The sequence below is a fragment of the Mucilaginibacter ginsenosidivorans genome (genome assembly GCF_007971025.1).
GTDB lineage: Bacteria > Bacteroidota > Bacteroidia > Sphingobacteriales > Sphingobacteriaceae > Mucilaginibacter > Mucilaginibacter ginsenosidivorans.
Window position 1 is genome coordinate 743,291 of sequence record NZ_CP042436.1, and the last position, 20,113, is coordinate 763,403.

The window sequence follows — 20,113 nt, forward strand, 5'->3', positions numbered from 1 at the left end:
GTCAAAAGCTAAATTTTATTCAACATTAAGGTTAAATTTCGTTCCAGTAAATCCGCATCAATAATATAGTCGCCTTCAAAATAATCCTCTCTTCCAGAAGTTTGACAAACCTGGTGGTAATAGTTAATGTCCAAGGCATGTGCCATATACCAAAACAAGGGGCTTGGATGATCAAAGTCGTTTATTTTGCTCTTATGCAGTTCTAATACCGATGTGCCTTTTTGCATAAACAGCAAATTCGTTATACCGGAACCATGTTCGCCGACTAAATATTTCACATTAGCGAAAATGGCAACCTGCTGAAGGAACGAAAAGTGTTCAGGATAAAAGATAATAAAGCCATGTTTTTCTAACACCGGTAAAATATCGGCTTCATTTATTACTTTTCTTCTATTGGCAAAATGACGGCTTACGTATAGTTTTTCTATTTTGCCTGCCTGAATTTCCGGTTTTGAGGATGCATAATTTCTGTAAAAACTGCTGACTTGTTTTAAATGACGCGCATTGTACGAATCACACACCGGCTTAATTTGTGGCAAACAAAGGTTTTTCACCAAGATGCTTTTGCCATCGGGTATAAAGTATATGTTCTTTATTTGAAATGGTTCAAGGGAGCCCATGATAAAATCAGCGTGTTTATAACGTGCCGGCAGTACTAAAATAAGCTTATCGAGCTGATGCCTTACCATCCATAGCCTGAAAAGGGACTCGCAGACCCAGTGATAATAGTTATACCAGGGATGGTGTATTACCAAATAAGTATTATCATCGTCCAGTGTTACCAGGTTTTCCGGATGATCGGACACATCATAGTAATAATGCGCGGCTTCGCTTTGATAGTCACCATATTGATGGGGGTGCTTATGGTGGCATTCTTTGATCAGGCCTTTGCCATTGAGGCAAAAACCCGAATTTCCGACGAACACGTTTTTTAACTTTTTCACCTGTTGCCGGTTTACCTCGTAAAACCGATACGGTTCATAAAGGCCGGTGTTTTCGCCCGTGATATTTATAGGAAGGGGTACGGTGATCTTCATATCAGTATTTGGGTGTATGGATTAAGATTGAAATGTTCAATTATTATGCAGTTCCAAACCCGTTATTTCTTTCCATTTTTTTCCTGAATAAGTTCAGCAATCTTTGCAATCAGCTTTTCACCTCTTAAGTCCTTATCAATCACTTTTCCGGTTGGGTCGATAAGAAAGTTGCCTGGGATTGTCTCAATGTTATATTGATTTGTGACGGGACTTTCTCCTCCTCTAATATCAATCAAATGAACAAAACTTTGTGTGCCATCCTTTATAATTGCTTTTTCCCAATCATCAAGGCTTTTATCGATGGACACGCTCAAAATCACAAAATTATTGTTACCAAAACGCTGCAAAGCCCTTTTGAGATAAGGAGATTCCTTCCGGCAAGGCGCACACCAACTGGCCCAAAAATCAACGAGAACGTATTTGCCCTTAAATTGGGACAGGCTAACCAGTTTGCCATCTTTATCCGGCAACGTAAAGCCTGCTAAATGGGTACCGTTGGCAGGTTTAGGTTTTGTATTGAACGGATGAATTTGCAACCTTTCGTTGATGTTGATTTGTTGTAACGTTGGGTTATCGTCCTTAAATTTTTCTTTAAGCTTAGTGAATTCCTCTTGGGTGTAAGCTACTACCCCCCCCTGCGATTCCATTAACGCTAAAACTACAACATACGCACAATCAGTATTGAAAATAGTTTTTCTTATAAATGTTCGCTTTAGGTTATCAATAGAATCTAATTTATGCTTTAGTATAACACTATCCTTGCTGTGGTTATTTAGTGCAATTTTGTAATCAGCATAGTTAGGCCCAATTGCCATTATGGTATTCCAATACTGTAAAAATTCGCGCGTTCGTGCTGACCCATCATATGTAATAGCGTTCAGTTTATTGAAATCAATGGTAATTTTCAGATGTTCACCAGGTGCAATTACTGGAATGAAACGTTCCGGTTTCTTTTCAGAAAATATCAGACCTAGGTGGCACTCCCGTCCTTCAATACTCAGATCATATGTTAAACTGTCAATTCCTCCATTTTTCCCCAGCATAGCCGAATCAATTATGTCGTATCCTAAGCCTTGCCGGCTACTCCGCAAAATAAACAGTTGTTCAGGGGAATTTTTTATAATAAGGGTAATACTTGCATTTGACTGCCTATTAGAGTTAGTTTGACCGCGACTGAGGGTACATAATATCAAACATAGGATACATAACAACGATAACTTTTTCATATAAAAGTTGACAGATTTGTTTAAATCATAAACCAAATTGCTAAGATAGCCCAAATGGATTTTTAGGTTCGTTCCAATAACAGGGCTAATCTTATCATGCTTGCTTATTATTGTTAACGTATCAAAACTTACGAGGCATTAAACCTCGTAAGTTTTGATCGTTTTTTAGTGGTGATCACATTCACAAGAAGTTGAAGGACCATGATTTCCACAAGCTACGTCACCGTCATCTCCATTTGTATCACTGCAATTGAAATAGCCTGCTACGACAGTGCCATCTTTACATACTGCCGTCGCTTGACAACTACCCCCACCACTCCCGCCATAATCATTTTCATTTCTCCCCTGCTCAAAACATTTTTAATGCTTTTTAAGCTTAATTTTTCTTTCGTAATAGAATAAGTTTAAAATTTAGATATGTAAGTTTAGGTATCACGGTACAACCGGCTTTTTAAAAGGCATGCTCCTTTACCTTGCAAAGTATCTTAAAAGCTGCTACGCCAGCATGTATTTAATATCTTCTACCTGGTAATCTGCCGGCAAAACGTAGCCGTTAATTAGGAGGGTGGGGGTAGCTTTTACCTCCGCCATTTCGCACCAAGCTTTTTGTTCGTTAAGTTTATAATATTGGTTTTCATCCAATTGCACGGGGTAAACATCGGCCCAGGCGTTATAATCCTTTTGTTTTTGTTCATACCAATCGTGCAGGGCGCGTTTTATCAATGCTTTGTCACCGGTTTCATTCAGCGCCATCAAATGTCGCACCACCGGAGTTTTGTTATCATTCTCCGTATTGTCGGCGGTAAAAACAATGCGCAGCTGAATATCATCCAGCCTGCCCAGCCAGTTGTCCAGTTCCTGGTGGGTTTTGCTGCAAGGGGGGCAATAGGGGTTACTTACCATGGTGATGATAGTGGCGGCCTCCACATTACCCAATACAATACTCCAGTCATCGGAAGGCAAAGCGTATTTGGGCTGGCTTTGCAGGGCGGTATCAAACAGTTCCTTATTGTATTTAAACTTTTGCAATTGTGGTTTTAATGTTTTCAGCTGCTGGGCCTTCAGTAATAATGGTTTCAAAAGTATCCATGTGGCTACGGGTAAGGCCAGGCATGCCAAAATAGACAGCCATTGGCTAACGCCCGGTAATAAAACAGGGGATTTCAGAAAAGTAACCAGGGGAATAAATTCGATCCAAAGCAAGGCCTGGACGGTGCAACAAAGCACGCACCATTGTTTTGCTGTGCGAGCCTGGTAAAAAATGGAATAAAATGTATACGGCAGGCTAACCAGGTTTAAAAAGGCAAGAACCTGCAGCGATGCTACCGAACCATTACTAAACAGCAGTGCAAGCAAAGTGCCGGCAAAGTAGAAGAAACCAACTTCGCTCCAGCTTAGCCAGCTGAACAATTTGGCGGCTTTTGAGGAAAGAATAGCGTTGCAATCGCTTTTTCCGTTGCCGGTACACAAGGTTTGTATAAGTGGGTTATTTTTGTCTATACTCTGTACCAACAGCAAGATCGAAGTAACCAGTCCTGTAGTTTTACTTATCGTCAGCAGGGCCACCTGCCAGCTTAAATTGGTAAAATAATGATTATTGAGCAGTATCCCGCTAAGCACGATTCCCGCAAGTAGATATATAATAACGTCCTTATATTTGAAAATCGCACTCCATGTATTTTTTGGGGGATAGCCGTACCCCGACAGCGATGGCTGCACAGCCAGGACCACGCCGTCGAAAAACTGGGCGGCGTTTTTTACCGGTATTTTATAATTCTTTTGTTTATGGTCCGATACAGTAAGTTCTCCAGCAGATATTTTGCTTACTACAACGAAATCATTTTTAAGGGTATGAGCAATAAAAGGCACCGGCACTTCGGCTAACTCACTTGTCTCTATGCGATACGCGGCATTGTCTATTTCAAACCAGTTCAATACATCACTTATCGCCAGCATACTCGGATACTCTGGATGTTTTTCAAGCTCCGCAATAATATCCTCAGATCTTACATTGACGGATAATTCCTTAAGCAGCCCAATAACGACGGAATCTGCATTGTTTTGATTATCAAATAATTGCATAGGTTATTAGAAAGGTTAGGGTATAATTATTTACCTGAGTAAGCTAAAATTTAACTTTTGGGAAATCAATCGGTGTTTTCACGGTAATTTGGGGGGGTGTTTTCACTGACTATTTGATTTTCGGGCCGTAAAATGATGTATAGAAACTACGTTATCAGCCAGTATGCAAAATATCCTGACAGAAAACAGGGGCGATTGTTTTTCCGCTTAAAAGTTGCGAGTCCTTTTGTTTTTCGGGTGGATACAATTCATCAGACAATACTCTTCTAAAAGCTGACTCTATTATGATGCTATTACTTTTTACCTGTCAAATTTATAACTGGCTAAAATTTTTTTATTCATCAGCATGTTTTGACCGGAGCAAATAAATTTATTATTAAGCATTATTTTACGCGAACCATAAGTCGCTGAAAACAAACCATATAATTTTTTAAATAAATAAAACTCTTTTATGATTTAATAGTTAAATACTTATTAACAAAAGAATATAACGGTTTGTATATTAACTACATTTAAATCAGATTTGCATTATAATTAGTTGTTATAATATTCTGATAATTAACGCGTATAAATACTTTATTTAAAGTACTTTGATCTCACGGCGGGTTATTCAAACATTAACCACAAAAAAATTAAATTACAGTCATATGAAAAGGATTTTCATTATAGCGCTGTTATTTGTAGCATTCAGGGCGTCGTCCCAAAATATCATCCCCGGACAGGAAGCCTCGAAATACGTGGGGCAAAAAGTGTCTGCATATGGATATGTGTACAAGATCGAGCGGGAACCCAAATCGAAAACATGGGTCATTACTTTTGGCAGCAAGTATCTTTCAAAGGGTGTTGTTCTAAAGTTGAGCGATGAATCTAAATTGCAACCCGCCAGTACATTCCAGGATGTGAATGGTCATTTCATTTCTGTAACCGGAAAAGTAATCAAGGAAAAAGGAAAAGTATTTATTAATGGCGACGATCCTTCTACAATGGTCTCGGTCAAACAGCAATCGCTCGCGGTAAATTGATATTAATTAAGAAGCCATTTCTAAAACCTGTTCTTCAACTGCATTTATTTGCCGCTGATTTTTTAGCCGCTCCCGGCGTAAAAATCTGAAGTGTAATACACCTATCAACAAGGCAATAGCCCCTTCGGCAAGCATAGTATCCGGCGTACCTATCCATTTTGACACCGACCCAATCAACAATCCGCCGAGTGGCTGCATGCCAAAAAATGCCATCGCGTAATAGCTTATCACGCGTCCGCGCATGTGTGGTTCTACCGTGGTTTGTATCAGGGTATTGCTTACCGTTATCTGCGACATCATGCCAAATCCGGCTACTGTTGCAAACGCCAGCGCCAGCGGGTAATTTCCCTCGTGCGAGAAAAGGATCAGCCCGGCCCCAAATATAAGCGTATTAATAGCCAGTATCTTCTTCAGGTTGCTCCCGGCTTTGAGCGATGCCAGGAATATGGCCCCACCAAAGGCGCCTAACCCTATAACGCTATCGAGAACGCCAAAAGTAGATGCCGTCCCCTTAAAGATATCTTTGGCATATACCGGCAGTAAGGTACTATAAGGTAAAACAAACAGGCTGATAAGTCCCAGCATCAGGATTACGAAACCGATCGAAGGCGTTTTCTTCAGGTATTCAAATCCATCCTTCAATTCGCCAATTACATTTTTTGCATGGACAGTTGCAGTATATTGGGGTAAACGCATCATTAACAAAGAGCCGATCACCGCCAGGAAACTCAAAGCATTGAGCAGGAAGCATGTACCATCGCCCATCGTTTCCAAAACAAAACCGGCGATTGCCGGACCTATAAGTCGCGACAGGTTGACCATCGACGAGTTAAGCGCCAAAGCGTTCGGCAGATCTTTTTTGTCGTCTATCATTTCAAACACCAGTGCCTGCCTTGCCGGCACATCGAAAGCATTTATAATACCGAGCAGAACACTTAAAGCCAGTATCTCCCAAACGGCGTAATGCCCCAGCAGGATGAGTACCGCCAGTATGGTTGCCTGCACCATAGATGCTATTTGGGTGCCCAAAAGCACTTTAAAACGATCATACCTGTCGGACACGACGCCACCAATCAACGAAAATAAAAAAGACGGGAACTGGCTCGCGAAAAGCGTCAGCCCCAGCATAAATGTTGAATGGGTAAGGGAATAGATGACCCAGCTTACCGCTGTCTTTTGCATCCATGTGCCAATCAGCGAAACAGACTGCCCTGTAATATAAAGCCGGTAATTACGGCTTTTAAATGCGTTAAACGTTGTTATTTTCATTTGGTAAATTCCACACAGAACGATCTGCAGACCGTTCCTATTAATCCATATCCACTAATTTTTTTAGGGGCAACAATGCCCTCCGCAACAGCTCCTGTTCTTCGTCCGTGCAGCTTTCCTTTATCGCTTTTGCAAGCCACTCATCGCGTTCGTTACGCATTTGGGTAAGCATTTTTTCACCTTCAGGTGTCAGCGAGATAAGCACTTTACGCTTGTCTGTTTCTGATCCTTTGCGGCTGACATATCCAAGCCCGGACAAATGACCCAATATTTGCGACATACTTTGGTTAGTGATTTTCTCCATCGATGCCAGTTCGCTCGGGAGCAGTTGCTTATATTCCTGTAGCAGCGCCATACTTGACCGCTCCGTCAGCGAAAGTTGCCGGCCGGTTACCGATTCTTTCCGTAATTTCTTAACCAACCTGGTAAGTAAATTACGGAGGGAGGTAGCAAGCTGTGTATCCTGGTTTGAAGTCATATTAAAAATTAGTTAGTTAAACTAATAAGTTTACCTTACAAATATAAGGCCGTTTATGCCTTTTAGGGCTGTATAATTCTCATTTAAATGTTATAATTTTGATCATCCTTATCCGTTTAATGACGGATTGGGCACCTGATAGCTATGCGGACACCGGAAAACTACGAATTGTTGATAGGGAAGATCAATACTTTCATCCGCAAGTATTACCTCAACAATTTATTACGGGGCCTGATATTCCTCGGCGCGGGACTTTTTTCAGCATATGTTATCATTACCGTAGGTGAATACTACGGCGATTTCAACACCACCTTCCGGACCTTTCTTTTCTATTTCTTCATCATCCTTAATGTTGGTTTGATAGCGTGGCTGGTTATTCCGTCATTGATGGCCTGGCTCAGGTTGGGCAAAACCATTACTCACGACCAGGCGGCTGAGATCATCGGAAAACATTTTACAGATGTTAGCGACAGGCTGCTGAATACCCTTCAGCTTAAAAAACTTGCTGACAACAGCCCTGAAAGCCGGGCCCTGATCGACGCCAGTATCGATCAAAAGATAGAAACGCTCAAACCGGTCCGTTTTCCATCCGCCGTCAACATCCGCGAGAATACAAAATATCTGAAATGGATCATCTTTCCTATTGCCATCATTTGCGTCATCGCCCTTGCAGCACCATCCATACTTACCGAAAGCACTAAAAAGCTGATACGCCATAACGAATACTTCGCACCGGTGGCGCCTTTCAAATTTGTATTGCTTAACAATTCTCTATCAGCAATACAGGGGCAGGACCTAAAAATTGATCTGAAACTTGACGGCGATAAACTGCCGGCAGATGTCTATATTGAAACGGGCAGCAACACATTCAAGCTTGATAAGGAAAATATCAGCCGGTTCCACTACCAGTTCAGCAACCTTCAAAAAAACACCTCGTTCCGGTTTATTGGAAATGGGTTCCAGTCGCAGGCCTACGAAGTAAAAGTGAGTTTAAAACCTTCGCTGCTTCATTTCGATGTAGCACTGACTTACCCAGTGTATCTGCATAAGAAAAATGAGACCATAGCCAACGCCGGCGACCTAACCATTCCGGCCGGAACGATTGTAAAATGGCAGCTGCACACACAAAATGCCGATGGGATCGGATTCAGCATCAACGACAAAACCACCGAGGCAAGCCCGGGTGGCACGGATGTTTTTGAGCACACCGAAAGGATTTTAAAGAATTCGATATACAAATTGGCCCCCGTCAGCAATGCTGTAAACCGCGGCGATTCCGCAGCATATCGCATCAACGCCATACGGGACGAACTGCCTGCTATCACTGTTAACGAAAAAAGTGACTCCGTAAGCAGCAAGGCCTTATATTTTGATGGTAAGATACAGGACGACCACGGGTTTAGTTCGCTCACTTTTAATTACAAGATCGGTACCCCTGGAAATAAAAATGAAGAAAGGATGATCTCAAAATCAGTAAAGGCCGATCTTGGCCAAACCCAATCAGATTTCTTTTACTATTGGAACCTGAAAGATATTGCCGCCAGGCCCGGAGACCAGGTTTCGTACTATTTCGAAGTTGCTGATAACGATGGCGTTACTGGGCCCAAAAGAGTACGTTCTCCGGAACGCACATTAAATATCCCCGATCAGAGGCAGGTTAACGACCAGCTGGATAAAGGCACACAAGTGGTAAAGGAAAAAATGGAGTCTGCTATAAAACTCGCCGGCCAGATAGAGCATGATTCGCAAAAGCTTAACCAAATGCTGCTGAATAAGAATACGCTCTCCTTCGATGAGAAAAAACAAATAGACGATTTGCTGGAGAAAAAGAAAGAGCTGGATGACCTGGTAAAAGACATACAGGCCGAGAACAAAAAAAATGCATATGAGCGCAGGGAAAACCAGCAACAGACCAAAGAGTTGGAGGAAAAGCAAAAACAGATAGAAAACCTTTTCAACAACGTGCTTGATAAGAAAACGCGCGACCTGCTTCAGAAGTTGCAGGAGTTGATGAACGAAGAGCAAAAAGACGGAACACGCGATCAGCTTTCAAAAATGCAGATGGACAACAAGTCGCTGCGGAAAGAACTTGACCGTATATTGGAATTGTACAAAAAACTGGAATTTGACCAAAAATTAGACCAGAGCGTCAATCAATTAAATCAGCTTGCGGAAAAGCAGCAAAAATTAGCCGACCAGGCAAAACAAAGCGATGCCAGTCAGCAGGAATTGCAGCAGCAACAGGAAAAACTGAAACAGGATTTCCAGGATGTAAAAAAATCGTTGGACGATCTGCAAAAACAGGATGAAGCATCAGGAAAGAAAAATGATTTTGAAAATCCAAAAGATGATGAGCAAAAAATAGATGAGCAAATGCAGCAAAGTTCTGAAAGCTTACAAAAGAACGATAAACAAAAAGCTTCAGAACAACAGCAGCAGGCCTCTAAGCAAATGCAGCAGTTAGCCAGCAAGTTGCAGCAAAAAAATGAGGAACAGGAGGACAGCCAGAACAATGTAGACGCTCAACAGTTACGCGAATTATTGAAAAATCTCGTTAACAGTTCATTCGAGCAGGAAAAAGTAATGGAGACGTTAAAAAACACATCTCCTTCCGATCCAAATTATAGTATATTAGCACAAAAACAAAAAGATATAAAAGATAATTTAAAAACAGCGGAAGATAGTTTATATTCGTTGAGCAAAAGGGTTCCGCAAATACAATCGACTGTCAACCAGGAGATAGCGGGCATCAATGAACATATCGACAAGGCGCTGGATAATTTGAGCGATCGCCGTACACCGGAAGCCGGGCGAAACCAGCAATATGCCATGACATCGATGAATAACCTGGCCCTGATGCTGAATGAAGCACTGGAGCAGTTGCAAAACTCGATGAAAAACTCGAAAGGCGGTGGTGGAAAGTCGAAACAACCTTCGTTGTCGCAGCTTAACAAGATGCAGCAGCAGTTGAACCAGAATATGCAAAAGATGCGCGATCAATTGCAGAAACAAGGCAATATGTCGCAAAGTCAGCGAAGCGGCATGAGCCAGCAGTTAGCCAGGATGGCTCGCGAGCAGCAAATAATAAGGGAAGCGCTTGATAAGATCAGTCAGGAAGAGAATAAAGATGGTACCGGTCGTTTAGGCAATTTGGACAAAATTTCAAAAGAAATGGAACAAACTGAAAACGATATCGTAAACAGGCGAATAACTGATGATCTGCTAAAGAGGCAGCAACAGATCCAGACCAGGCTACTTGAAGCTGAGAAAGCTGAACGGCAACAAGAGCAGGACCAGCAGCGCGAAAGCAACGCAGGAAAGGATTTGCCTCCGGGATACATAAAAGCGTTACAGGATTATCAGAAACTTAATGAAAAACAAACCGAACAAGTTAAGACTGTATCTCCGGCACTTAATTTGTATTATAAACAAAAAATAAAATCTTACTTTGATCAACTTAATGCCCATTAGTATGCAAGAAGCGAACGTTCAGACCAGTGAACTTTATACTTTACAGCTTCCGTCAAAACCGGAGAGCATAACGTTGCTGGAAAACCTTATTGAGCAAATTGCTGACAAACATAACGTTAGTGAAGATACGTTCGCTAATATGATGACTTGTCTTAACGAGATCGCTATCAATGCTATTGTACACGGCAACAAACTGGACGAAAGCAAAAAAGTGATCGTAAACGCCGAAGTGGATCCGAAACGCGTGATATGGACGATCACCGATGAGGGACCGGGCTTCGATTATGAGCACTTACCTGACCCAACCGCCGTTGAAAATCTTGAAAACCTGACAGGCAGGGGCGTTTTTATCGTAAAACAGCTGGCCGACCAGTGCGTATTCAATTCGACCGGAAATGAAGTGGAACTTCATTTTAAAATATAATGCCCTCTGTAAATTTTTTTGAAGAAGACATCCGTTTCGATCTAAAAAACAAACTCAAGGTAAAGCAATGGATAAAAGCCACTATAGCTGCCGAAGGTTATAAACTACGGGAACTTAATTATATTTTCTGCTCAGACGGCTATTTGCTGACCATTAATCAGCAATACCTGGATCACGACACTTACACAGATATTATCACCTTCGACAACTCCCAAAAACCAGGAAAGATCGAAGGTGATATTTTTATTTCTATCGACCGCATCCGCGAGAATGCCGAAAAGTTCGGCACAGGCGAAACAAACGAACTTCACCGGGTCATTATTCATGGTGCCCTGCATTTGCTTGGATATAAAGACAAAACGGCAGGTGCCAAAAAAATCATGACAGGTAAAGAGGACCAATATTTAGGTATAAGAAATTTTACATAAGTACTACCTTTCGGGCAGTGAAAAAACCAGAATATTAGCCCTAACTTTACCGTATATCAAGCTGAAACCAAATTTCTTAAAATCATGAAAATATTAGCATTCGTATTTGCTTTATTATTTGTCGCCCCTTCGTCCGTTTACGATTTTAAATTGAAAAGTATCGACGGCGACGCATTCTCCCTGGCCAAATACAAGGGCAAAAAAGTATTGATCGTAAACACAGCGTCCAAATGCGGCTTTACGCCACAGTATGCCGAGCTGCAAAAATTAGCCGACCAATACAAAGACAAAGTGGTTGTGGTAGGCTTTCCTGCTAACAATTTTGGACAACAGGAGCCTGGGACCGCTGTGGAGATCAAATCGTTCTGCCAGAAAAACTATGGGGTTACTTTCCCGCTGAGCCAAAAGGTAAGTGTAAAAGGCGATGACATCGATCCATTGTTCAAATACCTGACCGAAGCGCCGAACCCTGATTTTACAGGAGAGATCAAATGGAATTTTGAGAAATTCCTGATCGATGAAAATGGTAAACTGGTGCACCGTTTCCGTTCACAAGTTACACCGCTTTCGCCTGAATTGACAAAGTATCTCTAACGCCGAGACAAAATTTAATATAAAAAGAGCGGCCTGGATCAGGCGGCTCTTTTATTTTTTACAGAAATTAATTGCCGGCCTTTTTTAGCGAATCCCGCTGAGCGGCCTTTACTCTCTTTATCGAGTCCTTTTTTACTTTTTTGATCGAATCCTGCCGGGCCTTTTCCTGTTTCTTTTTCTTGTCCTTGAAAAATCCCCTTAGCAGGAAATTATGCTGGGCAGCCTTCAGGTCCTCATTCAACGTGCCGGATGTTTTGTGTACCGTGGCCATGGTGCTTTGAGCTTGTTTTATAGTGCCTTCGAGGTTCCTGGCCATTTTATCATTATTAAGCAGCCTGCCGATACTACCCTTGCCGTTATCAACCTTATCCACAATACTGGCAAGACTAGCTATCAGGTTACCCGCGTCATCGGCAATGCCGGTCACTTTCTTTATGATCTTGTCTACATCAATGGGGTTAATGGCGGCTAACTCGTCCCCGTTCCTGACCATTTCGTTGGTTTCAGCGCCACCAGGCGATATCACCACCAATTTATCTCCCATTAATCCATCGCTGCCTATGCTTAATTTTGCGTCCTTCTTTATAAACTTTCTCACATTATCATCTAAGGACAACATCACCTTAACCGTCGTATCGTTAACGATCTCTATATTCTCAACCACGCCAACATTGATACCGGCAAAGCGGGCATTGTTACCTACCTGCAGGCCGCTTACGTTTTTGAACATGCCGTGCACGTGGAACGTGGTCGAAAACAAGCCTCTCTTGTTCCCTATAAGGAATATACCGGCTACCAGCACGGCCAAGCCTGCCAGTACAAACCCACCGATCTTTATTTTTTGTCCCGAAGTGGTTCTCATAACTGTAGTTTTAAAAAAATGATCTGACAAACTCGTCCTTCGACTTTTTCAGGCTGTCGAACGTGCCTTCAGCTATATATTCGCCTTCATCCATAACCACAACCCTGTCGGCGGTTATGCTTGCGCATTCCATGTCGTGAGTAATGATGATGGACGTAGTTTTATACTTTTTTTGCATCTCCAGGATCAGCTGGCTGATCTCGCGCGAGGTTATCGGATCAAGGCCGGTGGTTGGCTCGTCGTACAACATGATCTCGGGCTTAACTATCAGCGTTCGCGCCAGGCCGGCGCGCTTACGCATTCCGCCCGACAGGTCTGAGGGCATCTTATCTACCGCATCAGCAAGACCCACACTTTCAAGCACATCCTCCACCCTTTGATCTATTTCTGCCCTGTCTTTTAGCTTAAGCACCCTGGTCAAAGGGAATTCCATGTTCTCACGCACCGTCATCGAATCGTATAATGCCGCCCCCTGGAACAAAAAGCCTATTTTGGTTCGCAATTCTTTCAACTGCCGCTCATTCATTTCCGCCACCTCTTCACCAAAAACAGTCAGGGTTCCTTCATCCGGTATAAGTTTACCCACGATACATTCGATGGTAACAGATTTTCCTTCACCCGATTTACCGAGCACCACCACATTCTCACCTCGTTTTACATCGAGGTTTATGTTCTTTAAAACCTCATGTTCACCGAATGACTTTTTGAGTCCCTTAATATGGATAACGACCTCATCCTTTTTTTCGGATGATTTCTTTTGTTCCCGGGTATGTTTCTCCGCGTGTTCCATATCAATGATAGATCAAAATACTGCTTATCTGCACCACAATGGCGTCGATAACGAATATCCAGAGCGAAGCTGCTACAACCGCAGAATTGGCGGCAAGTCCTACACTCTCGGTCCCTTTGTTGGAATTATAGCCCTTATAGCAGCCTATAAAGCCAATAACAAAACCAAAAAATATGGTTTTAATAAAAGCGGGAAGAAAATCGCTGAAATCTATAGAGCCAACGCATTTATGAAAATAAAGCAACAAGCTTACATTGCCTGTAATATTGATGGCTAAGAAGCCCCCCAGAAGGCCAAGCACGTCGCCTAATAGCGTAAGCAGGGGCACCATTAAGGTTGTCGCCAATATTCGTGTAACAACAAGGTATTGCATGGGGTTGGCGCCGGATATATCCATCGCATCTATCTGCTCTGTCACCTTCATGCTGCCCAATTCGGCGCCTATACCCGAGGATATTTTACCGGCGCAAATAATAGCGGTAATAACGGGTCCTATTTCGCGGATAATAGAGACAGCAAGCGTTTTGGGCAGCATACTCTCCGCCCCAAAATCAACAAGGGTTGGCCTCAGCTGTAATGCTAAAACCAACCCCATTATAAATGCTGTAGTACCTACCAGCGTAAATGATTTGTAACCTATCTCGTAGCATTGGCGAACAAACTCCGACCATTCGAACCCGCCCCGGAACATATTCCTGAAAAATCCTTTCAGAAATATCACCTGGTCGCCGCTGCTTTCAAGCCATCTCTTCCACTTTGGTAATGCCTGGTCTGTCATTGGTTATTCGTATAGTGCCTGTTATAAACAATTCAAAATCAAATTGTTTTAAGCCCAATAACATTTAACCCGGCAAGCCAGTTTGTTTTTATCTCATCGGAACTTCTATAATTAGCAGACGGGACTGCGATTTGGTTTCAATGGTAAAGGAACTTGTATCATAAACACCAATTGCGTCCCTTTTGTTTAAAACACTACCATCAACTTCCGATCCGCCTTCAACCTGCAATACATACGCGCCGTTGCCGGGTACTTTTATATCGTATTGTACCGTTTTGCCGGCTTCAAAATCGCCGAAAGAAATAGCAGCATCCTGGTTGATGAACAGTGTATCTGCATCCTTGTCGCCTGAAACCACTGTTGTCAACTCGTTCAGCTTCATTGCGTCGGTGAAGCTTTTTTGATCGTATCTTGGCTTGATATCCCTTTTACTTGGGAATATCCAGGTTTGGAACAGTTTCGCTTCCTCGGTTTTTGAAGGATTGTACTCCGAGTGCATAATGCCGGTACCTGCCGACATCACCTGCACTTCCCCGGCTTTTATCTGGCCAACATTTCCCATGCTGTCCTTGTGCTCAAGGGTACCCGAGAGCATTACGGTAATTATCTCCATGTTATCATGCGGGTGCATACCAAAGCCCATTCCCCCTGCAACGGTGTCGTCGTTCAAAACCCTTAGCATACCAAAATGCACTTTTTCAGGGTTGTACCATGGGCCAAAGCTGAATGAAAAATCAGACTGTAACCATCCTAAGTCGCTGTGTCCCCGCTCGTTGGCAGGGTAAAATATTTTAGTCATTTTAAAATCCCCTTGTTTATGTGAGTAATTATATGTTTAAACACACAATTTTCATTCCATTATTTCTTTATGCGTATTTTTGCCTAAAATTAAGGTAAACATGCCAAATAAAGCGGTCATAGTTGGAGCAAGCGGACTAATTGGCAGTTATTTGCTGGACATAGTGCTGGAAAGGCCCGAATACCAGGAGGTGCTTGCGCTTGTACGCAGGGAATTACCTATCCGGCATAAAAAATTTGTACAAGCGGAAATCGATTTTGACAAGTTGGATAATTATTCAACACTCATCAATGGGCATGCCGTGTTCTCGTGCCTGGGTACTACGCAAAGTAAAGTTGCTGATCAGTCGGCTTACCGAAGGATCGATCATGACTATCCGTTACAATTGGCAGAAATTGCCAAACGGAATAATATCACCCAATTTCACCTGGTATCCTCTATTGGCGCCGATCCAAGATCATCTAACTTTTACACCCGTTTAAAAGGCGAAATTGAAGATGATCTTAAACAGGTGGGGTTAAAATGCCTTCATATTTACCAGCCCTGCGTTCTGACAGGCGATCGTAAAGAGTCAAGGCCCATGGAACGTTTTATCATTGGAGTAATGAAAGTAATAGATCCTTTATTGGTGGGCGGCTTAAAGAAATACAGGAGCATCCCTGCACAAACTGTGGCACGGGCAATGTTTAATCAATCATTAAAGACAGAAGCGGGTATATTTGTGCACCCTTCCGACAAAATAAAATCATTAACGTGAGTACTTATATATCTGCCGAGGCTCTTGGACATTCCTTCCACGATCACTGGTTATTTAAAAATCTAACCGTAGGCATCAACCGTGGCCAGCGTGTCGCATTAGTTGGGATCAACGGCGCGGGGAAATCCACATTTCTAAAATTGCTTGCCGGTCAATTTCTTCCGACCGAGGGGAAAGTTGTGCAGGCGCGCGACCTTCGGCTCGGCTACCTGGAGCAGGATCCTTCTTTTGAAAAGGGCCATACAATAAGCGATTATATCTTCCATTCGGACAACAGGCAACAGCAACTTATCCGGAAATACGAGGAATTACTTGAAAATGAACCTGATAACACAAAAGCTATTGATAAAATAACCGAGGAGATAAGCAATAGCGACGCCTGGGATTATGAATACAAGATCAAAACTATTTTAGGAAGGCTGGATATCCATCACCTTAATCAAAGCATCAGCACCTTATCGGGCGGGCAAAAGAAACGACTCGCCTTAGCCCGGCTATTGATAGAGGAGCCCGATGTTTATCTCTTAGATGAACCAACCAATCATCTGGATATAGATACCATAGAATGGCTGGAAAAGTTGATGACCGAGGGCAATAAAACATTGCTGATGGTTACGCACGACCGCTATTTCCTGGATAATGTTTGCAACGAGATATTGGAGATAGACAACGGCAAGGTATTCCCCTATCATGGTAACTATGGCTATTACCTTGAAAAGAAAGCCGATAGGGATGCTACGCTGGACGCACAATTTCAAAAGAATTCGAACTTGCTCCGCAAGGAGCTGGAATGGATGCGCAGGCAGCCACAGGCCCGCGGAACTAAATCAAAGGGGCGCATCAACGCTTTTTATGAACTGGAAGAGAAAACCCAAAATAACGGTCCGAAAGAAAAAGTTGAATTGAGCGTGAAAACGTCGCGCCAGGGGAATAAAATAATGGAGATCCATCACCTGAACAAGGGGTTTAGCGGAACTACATTTATCAGCAACTTCAATTACGTCTTTAAAAAAGGGGACCGTATCGGCCTTGCGGGCAAAAACGGAAGCGGTAAGTCGACATTGCTGAACCTGATAACAGGTACCATCACGCCAGATAAAGGAACAATAGAGAAAGGTGAGACGACTGTTATGGGTTATTTCCACCAATCAGGTATTGTCTTTAAGGAAGATGATCGCGTTATAGACGTGGTTAAGAACGTCGCTGAGTTTATCACTATGTTGGATGGGAAAACCATATCGGCCTCCGCCCTGCTCACCTTATTTCTTTTCCCGCCAAAAAAACAATACGGCTTTATAGCTAACCTGAGCGGTGGCGAAAAGAAACGACTGCAGCTACTGCAGATATTAATGAAGAACCCCAACTTCCTGATATTGGATGAACCTACCAACGATTTGGATATTGATACGCTGAACGTACTGGAGGAGTTTTTAACCAACTATCCCGGCGTGTTGATGCTTGTTTCGCATGATCGTTATCTTTTAGATAAGCTGACGGACCAGCTTTTTATTATGGAAGGAAATGGTGCGGTGCGAATTTTTAATGGGAACTACTCCTCCTATCGTTACGAGCAGGAGCAGGAAAAGCAACAGGCAAAAAGCAACCAGGCGGCAGCTAAACAGGGGCCTAAGCCTTTGCAGCCAAAAAAAAGCTTGCTTGCTTTTAAAGAACAACAGGAGTTGCAAACCCTGGATAAAGAAATACCCAATATCGAGATCGAAATAAAAAAACTGACAGACCAACTGAACTCAGGATTAACCGACCATCATCAGCTAAGTGAACTTGCAAAGCAGATAGAGCAATTGACAAACACGCTTGATGAAAAAAGCCTGCGTTGGATGGAGCTGACGGAACTTAGCGAATTATAGAAATGAAAATATCGGATATAGTTGCATCTATTGGCGTTATTATTTTACTGATTGCGTTCTTTCTGAATCTAAATAAAAAATTGAACGCGGATAGCAAGGCTTATATTCTAATGAATTTTATTGGTGCGGGCATATGCTGTGATGCCTCTTATATGGTCCGGTTTTATCCTTTTGTAATTCTCGAGGGCATCTGGGCATTTGTTGCGCTATTATCATTATTAAAAGTTTCACGTGGAACATCGGCCGATTGATTTAACTTTGTACGTTCCACGTGGAACATGGAGGAAGAATGTTTAAAAAATATGATGTCGTAGTTGTTGGCGCTGGGCACGCGGGTTGTGAAGCAGCTGCGGCTGCGGCAAACCTTGGGTCGTCTGTGTTGCTGATAACGATGAACATGGGTACAATCGCCCAAATGAGTTGTAACCCCGCTATGGGCGGTGTGGCTAAAGGACAGATAGTGCGCGAAATTGATGCTATGGGTGGGTATTCCGGAATAATTGCTGATAAAACCACCATTCAATTCCGTATGCTAAACCTGTCGAAGGGCCCTGCCATGTGGAGCCCGCGTGCGCAAAACGACCGCATGCGCTTTGCCGAAGAATGGCGCCTGGCTTTGGAGCAAACACCAAACGTCGATTTTTGGCAGGATATGGTTAGTTCCCTCATAGTAAAGGGTAATACTGTAAAAGGTGTGCGTACCTCGCTGGGCATCGAGATAGAATGCGATACAGTAGTGCTCACTAACGGAACATTCTTAAATGGATTGATCCATATCGGCGAAAAACGCTTCGGCGGCGGCCGAACCGCTGAGCGGGCCGCAACAGGCCTAACCGAACAACTGGTTGAGTTGGGCTTTGAATCGGGTCGCATGAAGACGGGCACGCCGCCCAGGGTGGACGGCCGCAGCCTTAATTATAGTGTGATGGAAGAACAATGGGGCGATGAAAACCCCGGTCGTTTTTCTTTCACTGATGTTGAACGGCCGACCGGAAAAAGGTGCTGCTGGATAACCTATACCAACCCCGAAGTTCACGAAACTTTAAAGGAAGGTTTTGAAAAATCGCCGATGTTTACCGGGCGAATTAAAGGACTTGGCCCGCGATACTGCCCTTCCATTGAAGATAAAATAAACCGCTTTGCCGAGCGCGAGCGTCACCAGATATTTGTGGAGCCGGAAGGTTTCAATACCGTTGAAATATATGTGAACGGCTTCTCAACTTCTCTCCCGGAAGATGTTCAATACCGCGCACTCATACAAATACCAGGGTTTGAAAATGCAAAGATATTCCGGCCCGGGTATGCAATCGAATATGATTACTTCCCTCCTACACAACTTGACCTGACACTCGAAACAAAGCTCGTAAGCAACCTGTTTTTCGCCGGACAGATCAATGGCACCACGGGTTACGAAGAAGCAGCATCGCAGGGATTTATCGCAGGCATTAATGCACATCAAAAAGTTCACGATAAGCACGAACTGATCATGAAGCGTTCGGAATCTTATATCGGCGTACTGATAGATGACCTGGTGACCAAGGGAACCGAAGAACCTTATCGCATGTTCACATCGCGGGCCGAGCACCGCCTGCTCCTCCGGCAGGACAACGCCGATATAAGGTTAACTCCTATCGGTTACGAGCTGGGCCTGATAAACGATGAGCGCATGGATAAAGTCAACAAGAAAATTGAGGACTCGGATAAGATAGTCACTTTTACCAAACAAGTATCAATAGAAGCTTCTTCTGCTAGTCCTTTGCTTGAAGAGCTTGGCACTGCCGCGCTTTCTCAAAATGTAAAGATGTTCAACCTGATCAGCCGCCCGCAAGTTTCACTGAACGACCTCCGGAAAGCTGACAACTCTCTTGATGAACTCCTTAATAAATTCGACCAGGAAACAATTGAGCAGGCTGAAATAAAAATCAAATACGAGAGTTATTTTGAGAAGGAAATGGACATTGTAGAAAAAATGAGGAAGATGGAGGACAAAGAGATCAACCCTGAGTTTAATTATCAATCGCTGGTTTCCTTATCAAAAGAGGCCCGTGAAAAACTCATGAAGATAAAACCAAGGACCTTAGGCCAGGCTTCCCGAATTTCGGGGGTTTCACCATCGGATATATCGGTTTTAATGGTACACATTTCAAGATAAATATAAACAACTGATTATCAATATATTACAAATATTGTTTTAAACGCATTATTTTTAATTCTGAATGGTAATCTTC

The 20,113-nt window shown here is 42.9% G+C and carries 18 protein-coding genes; 9 read left to right on the plus strand and 9 right to left on the minus strand.

The features are described 5' to 3' along the window. Window positions 1–8 precede the first annotated feature (8 nt). From FRZ54_RS03425 to FRZ54_RS03435, 3 genes are all read right to left on the minus strand, one after another. On the minus strand, window positions 9–1,037 hold the full coding sequence (locus tag FRZ54_RS03425) for a glycosyltransferase family 61 protein (protein WP_147030248.1): 1,029 nt from the start codon (window positions 1,035–1,037) through the stop codon (window positions 9–11). A 62-nt stretch (window positions 1,038–1,099) separates the two neighbouring features. Next, complete coding sequence (locus FRZ54_RS03430) at window positions 1,100–2,263, minus strand: TlpA family protein disulfide reductase (protein WP_147030249.1); 1,164 nt, start codon at window positions 2,261–2,263, stop codon at window positions 1,100–1,102. A gap of 495 nt (window positions 2,264–2,758) precedes the next feature. Beyond that, window positions 2,759–4,345 (minus strand): vitamin K epoxide reductase family protein, encoded by a 1,587-nt coding sequence (locus tag FRZ54_RS03435; RefSeq protein WP_147030250.1) that lies wholly within the window; start codon window positions 4,343–4,345, stop codon window positions 2,759–2,761. Between the two features lie 647 nt (window positions 4,346–4,992). On the opposite strand from FRZ54_RS03435, the gene FRZ54_RS03440 reads away from it, so the two are divergent. Further along, a complete protein-coding gene (locus FRZ54_RS03440; protein WP_147030251.1) occupies window positions 4,993–5,367 on the plus strand; it encodes a hypothetical protein in 375 nt (124 codons plus the stop codon). 6 nt (window positions 5,368–5,373) lie between these two features. On the opposite strand, the gene FRZ54_RS03445 is transcribed toward FRZ54_RS03440, so the two are convergent. Both FRZ54_RS03445 and FRZ54_RS03450 read right to left on the minus strand, forming a co-directional pair. After that, a complete protein-coding gene (locus tag FRZ54_RS03445; protein ID WP_147030252.1) occupies window positions 5,374–6,636 on the minus strand; it encodes an MFS transporter in 1,263 nt (420 codons plus the stop codon). Window positions 6,637–6,676: 40 nt separating this feature from the next. Further along, the gene (locus tag FRZ54_RS03450; RefSeq protein WP_147030253.1) at window positions 6,677–7,114 is read right to left on the minus strand and encodes a MarR family winged helix-turn-helix transcriptional regulator; all 438 of its coding nucleotides are present in this window, start codon (window positions 7,112–7,114) and stop codon (window positions 6,677–6,679) included. A 144-nt stretch (window positions 7,115–7,258) separates the two neighbouring features. On the opposite strand from FRZ54_RS03450, the gene FRZ54_RS03455 reads away from it, so the two are divergent. From FRZ54_RS03455 to FRZ54_RS03470, 4 genes are all read left to right on the plus strand, one after another. Next, entirely contained in the window at window positions 7,259–10,585 is a 3,327-nt protein-coding gene (locus tag FRZ54_RS03455) for a DUF4175 family protein (RefSeq protein WP_147030254.1), read from the plus strand. 1 nt (window position 10,586) lies between these two features. Beyond that, window positions 10,587–11,009: an ATP-binding protein gene (locus FRZ54_RS03460; RefSeq protein WP_147030255.1), complete on the plus strand. Its 423-nt coding sequence runs from the start codon at window positions 10,587–10,589 to the stop codon at window positions 11,007–11,009. After that, the gene (gene ybeY, locus FRZ54_RS03465) at window positions 11,009–11,437 is read left to right on the plus strand and encodes an rRNA maturation RNase YbeY (protein ID WP_147030256.1); all 429 of its coding nucleotides are present in this window, start codon (window positions 11,009–11,011) and stop codon (window positions 11,435–11,437) included. The genes FRZ54_RS03460 and ybeY overlap by 1 nt, the downstream gene beginning before the upstream one ends. An 84-nt stretch (window positions 11,438–11,521) precedes the next feature. Beyond that, window positions 11,522–12,031, plus strand: a complete 510-nt coding sequence (locus FRZ54_RS03470; RefSeq protein WP_147030257.1) for a glutathione peroxidase — start codon at window positions 11,522–11,524, stop codon at window positions 12,029–12,031. Between the two features lie 67 nt (window positions 12,032–12,098). Here the strand turns inward: FRZ54_RS03470 and FRZ54_RS03475 are convergent, their stop codons facing one another. From FRZ54_RS03475 to FRZ54_RS03490, 4 genes are all read right to left on the minus strand, one after another. Continuing rightward, on the minus strand, window positions 12,099–12,893 hold the full coding sequence (locus FRZ54_RS03475; RefSeq protein WP_147030258.1) for an MlaD family protein: 795 nt from the start codon (window positions 12,891–12,893) through the stop codon (window positions 12,099–12,101). A 10-nt stretch (window positions 12,894–12,903) separates the two neighbouring features. Then, window positions 12,904–13,683, minus strand: a complete 780-nt coding sequence (locus tag FRZ54_RS03480) for an ABC transporter ATP-binding protein (RefSeq protein ID WP_147030259.1) — start codon at window positions 13,681–13,683, stop codon at window positions 12,904–12,906. Window position 13,684: 1 nt separating this feature from the next. Next, complete coding sequence (locus tag FRZ54_RS03485; RefSeq protein ID WP_147030260.1) at window positions 13,685–14,461, minus strand: MlaE family ABC transporter permease; 777 nt, start codon at window positions 14,459–14,461, stop codon at window positions 13,685–13,687. Between the two features lie 88 nt (window positions 14,462–14,549). Further along, window positions 14,550–15,260: a pirin family protein gene (locus FRZ54_RS03490; RefSeq protein ID WP_147030261.1), complete on the minus strand. Its 711-nt coding sequence runs from the start codon at window positions 15,258–15,260 to the stop codon at window positions 14,550–14,552. Window positions 15,261–15,360: 100 nt separating this feature from the next. Here FRZ54_RS03490 and FRZ54_RS03495 point away from each other — a divergent pair, with 100 nt between their 5' ends. From FRZ54_RS03495 to mnmG, 4 genes are read left to right on the plus strand one after another with little or no spacing between them, the layout of a single operon-like run. After that, on the plus strand, window positions 15,361–16,017 hold the full coding sequence (locus FRZ54_RS03495) for an NAD-dependent epimerase/dehydratase family protein (protein ID WP_147030262.1): 657 nt from the start codon (window positions 15,361–15,363) through the stop codon (window positions 16,015–16,017). Further along, the gene (locus FRZ54_RS03500; RefSeq protein WP_147030263.1) at window positions 16,014–17,885 is read left to right on the plus strand and encodes an ABC-F family ATP-binding cassette domain-containing protein; all 1,872 of its coding nucleotides are present in this window, start codon (window positions 16,014–16,016) and stop codon (window positions 17,883–17,885) included. The genes FRZ54_RS03495 and FRZ54_RS03500 overlap by 4 nt, the downstream gene beginning before the upstream one ends. Window positions 17,886–17,887: 2 nt before the next feature. Next, a complete protein-coding gene (locus FRZ54_RS25020) occupies window positions 17,888–18,136 on the plus strand; it encodes a CBU_0592 family membrane protein (protein ID WP_147030264.1) in 249 nt (82 codons plus the stop codon). Between the two features lie 38 nt (window positions 18,137–18,174). Next, window positions 18,175–20,037, plus strand: coding sequence for a tRNA uridine-5-carboxymethylaminomethyl(34) synthesis enzyme MnmG (gene mnmG, locus FRZ54_RS03510; RefSeq protein ID WP_147030265.1), 1,863 nt, complete (start codon window positions 18,175–18,177; stop codon window positions 20,035–20,037). Window positions 20,038–20,113 lie beyond the last annotated feature (76 nt).

Bases quoted from the DNA above. Each gene is read 5' to 3' on its own strand.
- ybeY (WP_147030256.1), top strand. From the start codon at position 11,009: ATGCCCTCTGTAAATTTTTTTGAAGAAGACATCCGTTTCGATCTAAAA.
- FRZ54_RS03425 (WP_147030248.1), bottom strand. From the start codon at position 1,037: ATGAAGATCACCGTACCCCTTCCTATAAATATCACGGGCGAAAACACC.
- FRZ54_RS03455 (WP_147030254.1), top strand. From the start codon at position 7,259: ATGCGGACACCGGAAAACTACGAATTGTTGATAGGGAAGATCAATACT.
- FRZ54_RS03460 (WP_147030255.1), top strand. From the start codon at position 10,587: ATGCAAGAAGCGAACGTTCAGACCAGTGAACTTTATACTTTACAGCTT.
- FRZ54_RS25020 (WP_147030264.1), top strand. From the start codon at position 17,888: ATGAAAATATCGGATATAGTTGCATCTATTGGCGTTATTATTTTACTG.
- FRZ54_RS03495 (WP_147030262.1), top strand. From the start codon at position 15,361: ATGCCAAATAAAGCGGTCATAGTTGGAGCAAGCGGACTAATTGGCAGT.
- FRZ54_RS03480 (WP_147030259.1), bottom strand. From the start codon at position 13,683: ATGGAACACGCGGAGAAACATACCCGGGAACAAAAGAAATCATCCGAA.
- FRZ54_RS03430 (WP_147030249.1), bottom strand. From the start codon at position 2,263: ATGAAAAAGTTATCGTTGTTATGTATCCTATGTTTGATATTATGTACC.
- FRZ54_RS03485 (WP_147030260.1), bottom strand. From the start codon at position 14,461: ATGACAGACCAGGCATTACCAAAGTGGAAGAGATGGCTTGAAAGCAGC.
- FRZ54_RS03470 (WP_147030257.1), top strand. From the start codon at position 11,522: ATGAAAATATTAGCATTCGTATTTGCTTTATTATTTGTCGCCCCTTCG.
- FRZ54_RS03475 (WP_147030258.1), bottom strand. From the start codon at position 12,893: ATGAGAACCACTTCGGGACAAAAAATAAAGATCGGTGGGTTTGTACTG.
- FRZ54_RS03445 (WP_147030252.1), bottom strand. From the start codon at position 6,636: ATGAAAATAACAACGTTTAACGCATTTAAAAGCCGTAATTACCGGCTT.
- mnmG (WP_147030265.1), top strand. From the start codon at position 18,175: ATGTTTAAAAAATATGATGTCGTAGTTGTTGGCGCTGGGCACGCGGGT.
- FRZ54_RS03450 (WP_147030253.1), bottom strand. From the start codon at position 7,114: ATGACTTCAAACCAGGATACACAGCTTGCTACCTCCCTCCGTAATTTA.
- FRZ54_RS03490 (WP_147030261.1), bottom strand. From the start codon at position 15,260: ATGACTAAAATATTTTACCCTGCCAACGAGCGGGGACACAGCGACTTA.
- FRZ54_RS03440 (WP_147030251.1), top strand. From the start codon at position 4,993: ATGAAAAGGATTTTCATTATAGCGCTGTTATTTGTAGCATTCAGGGCG.
- FRZ54_RS03435 (WP_147030250.1), bottom strand. From the start codon at position 4,345: ATGCAATTATTTGATAATCAAAACAATGCAGATTCCGTCGTTATTGGG.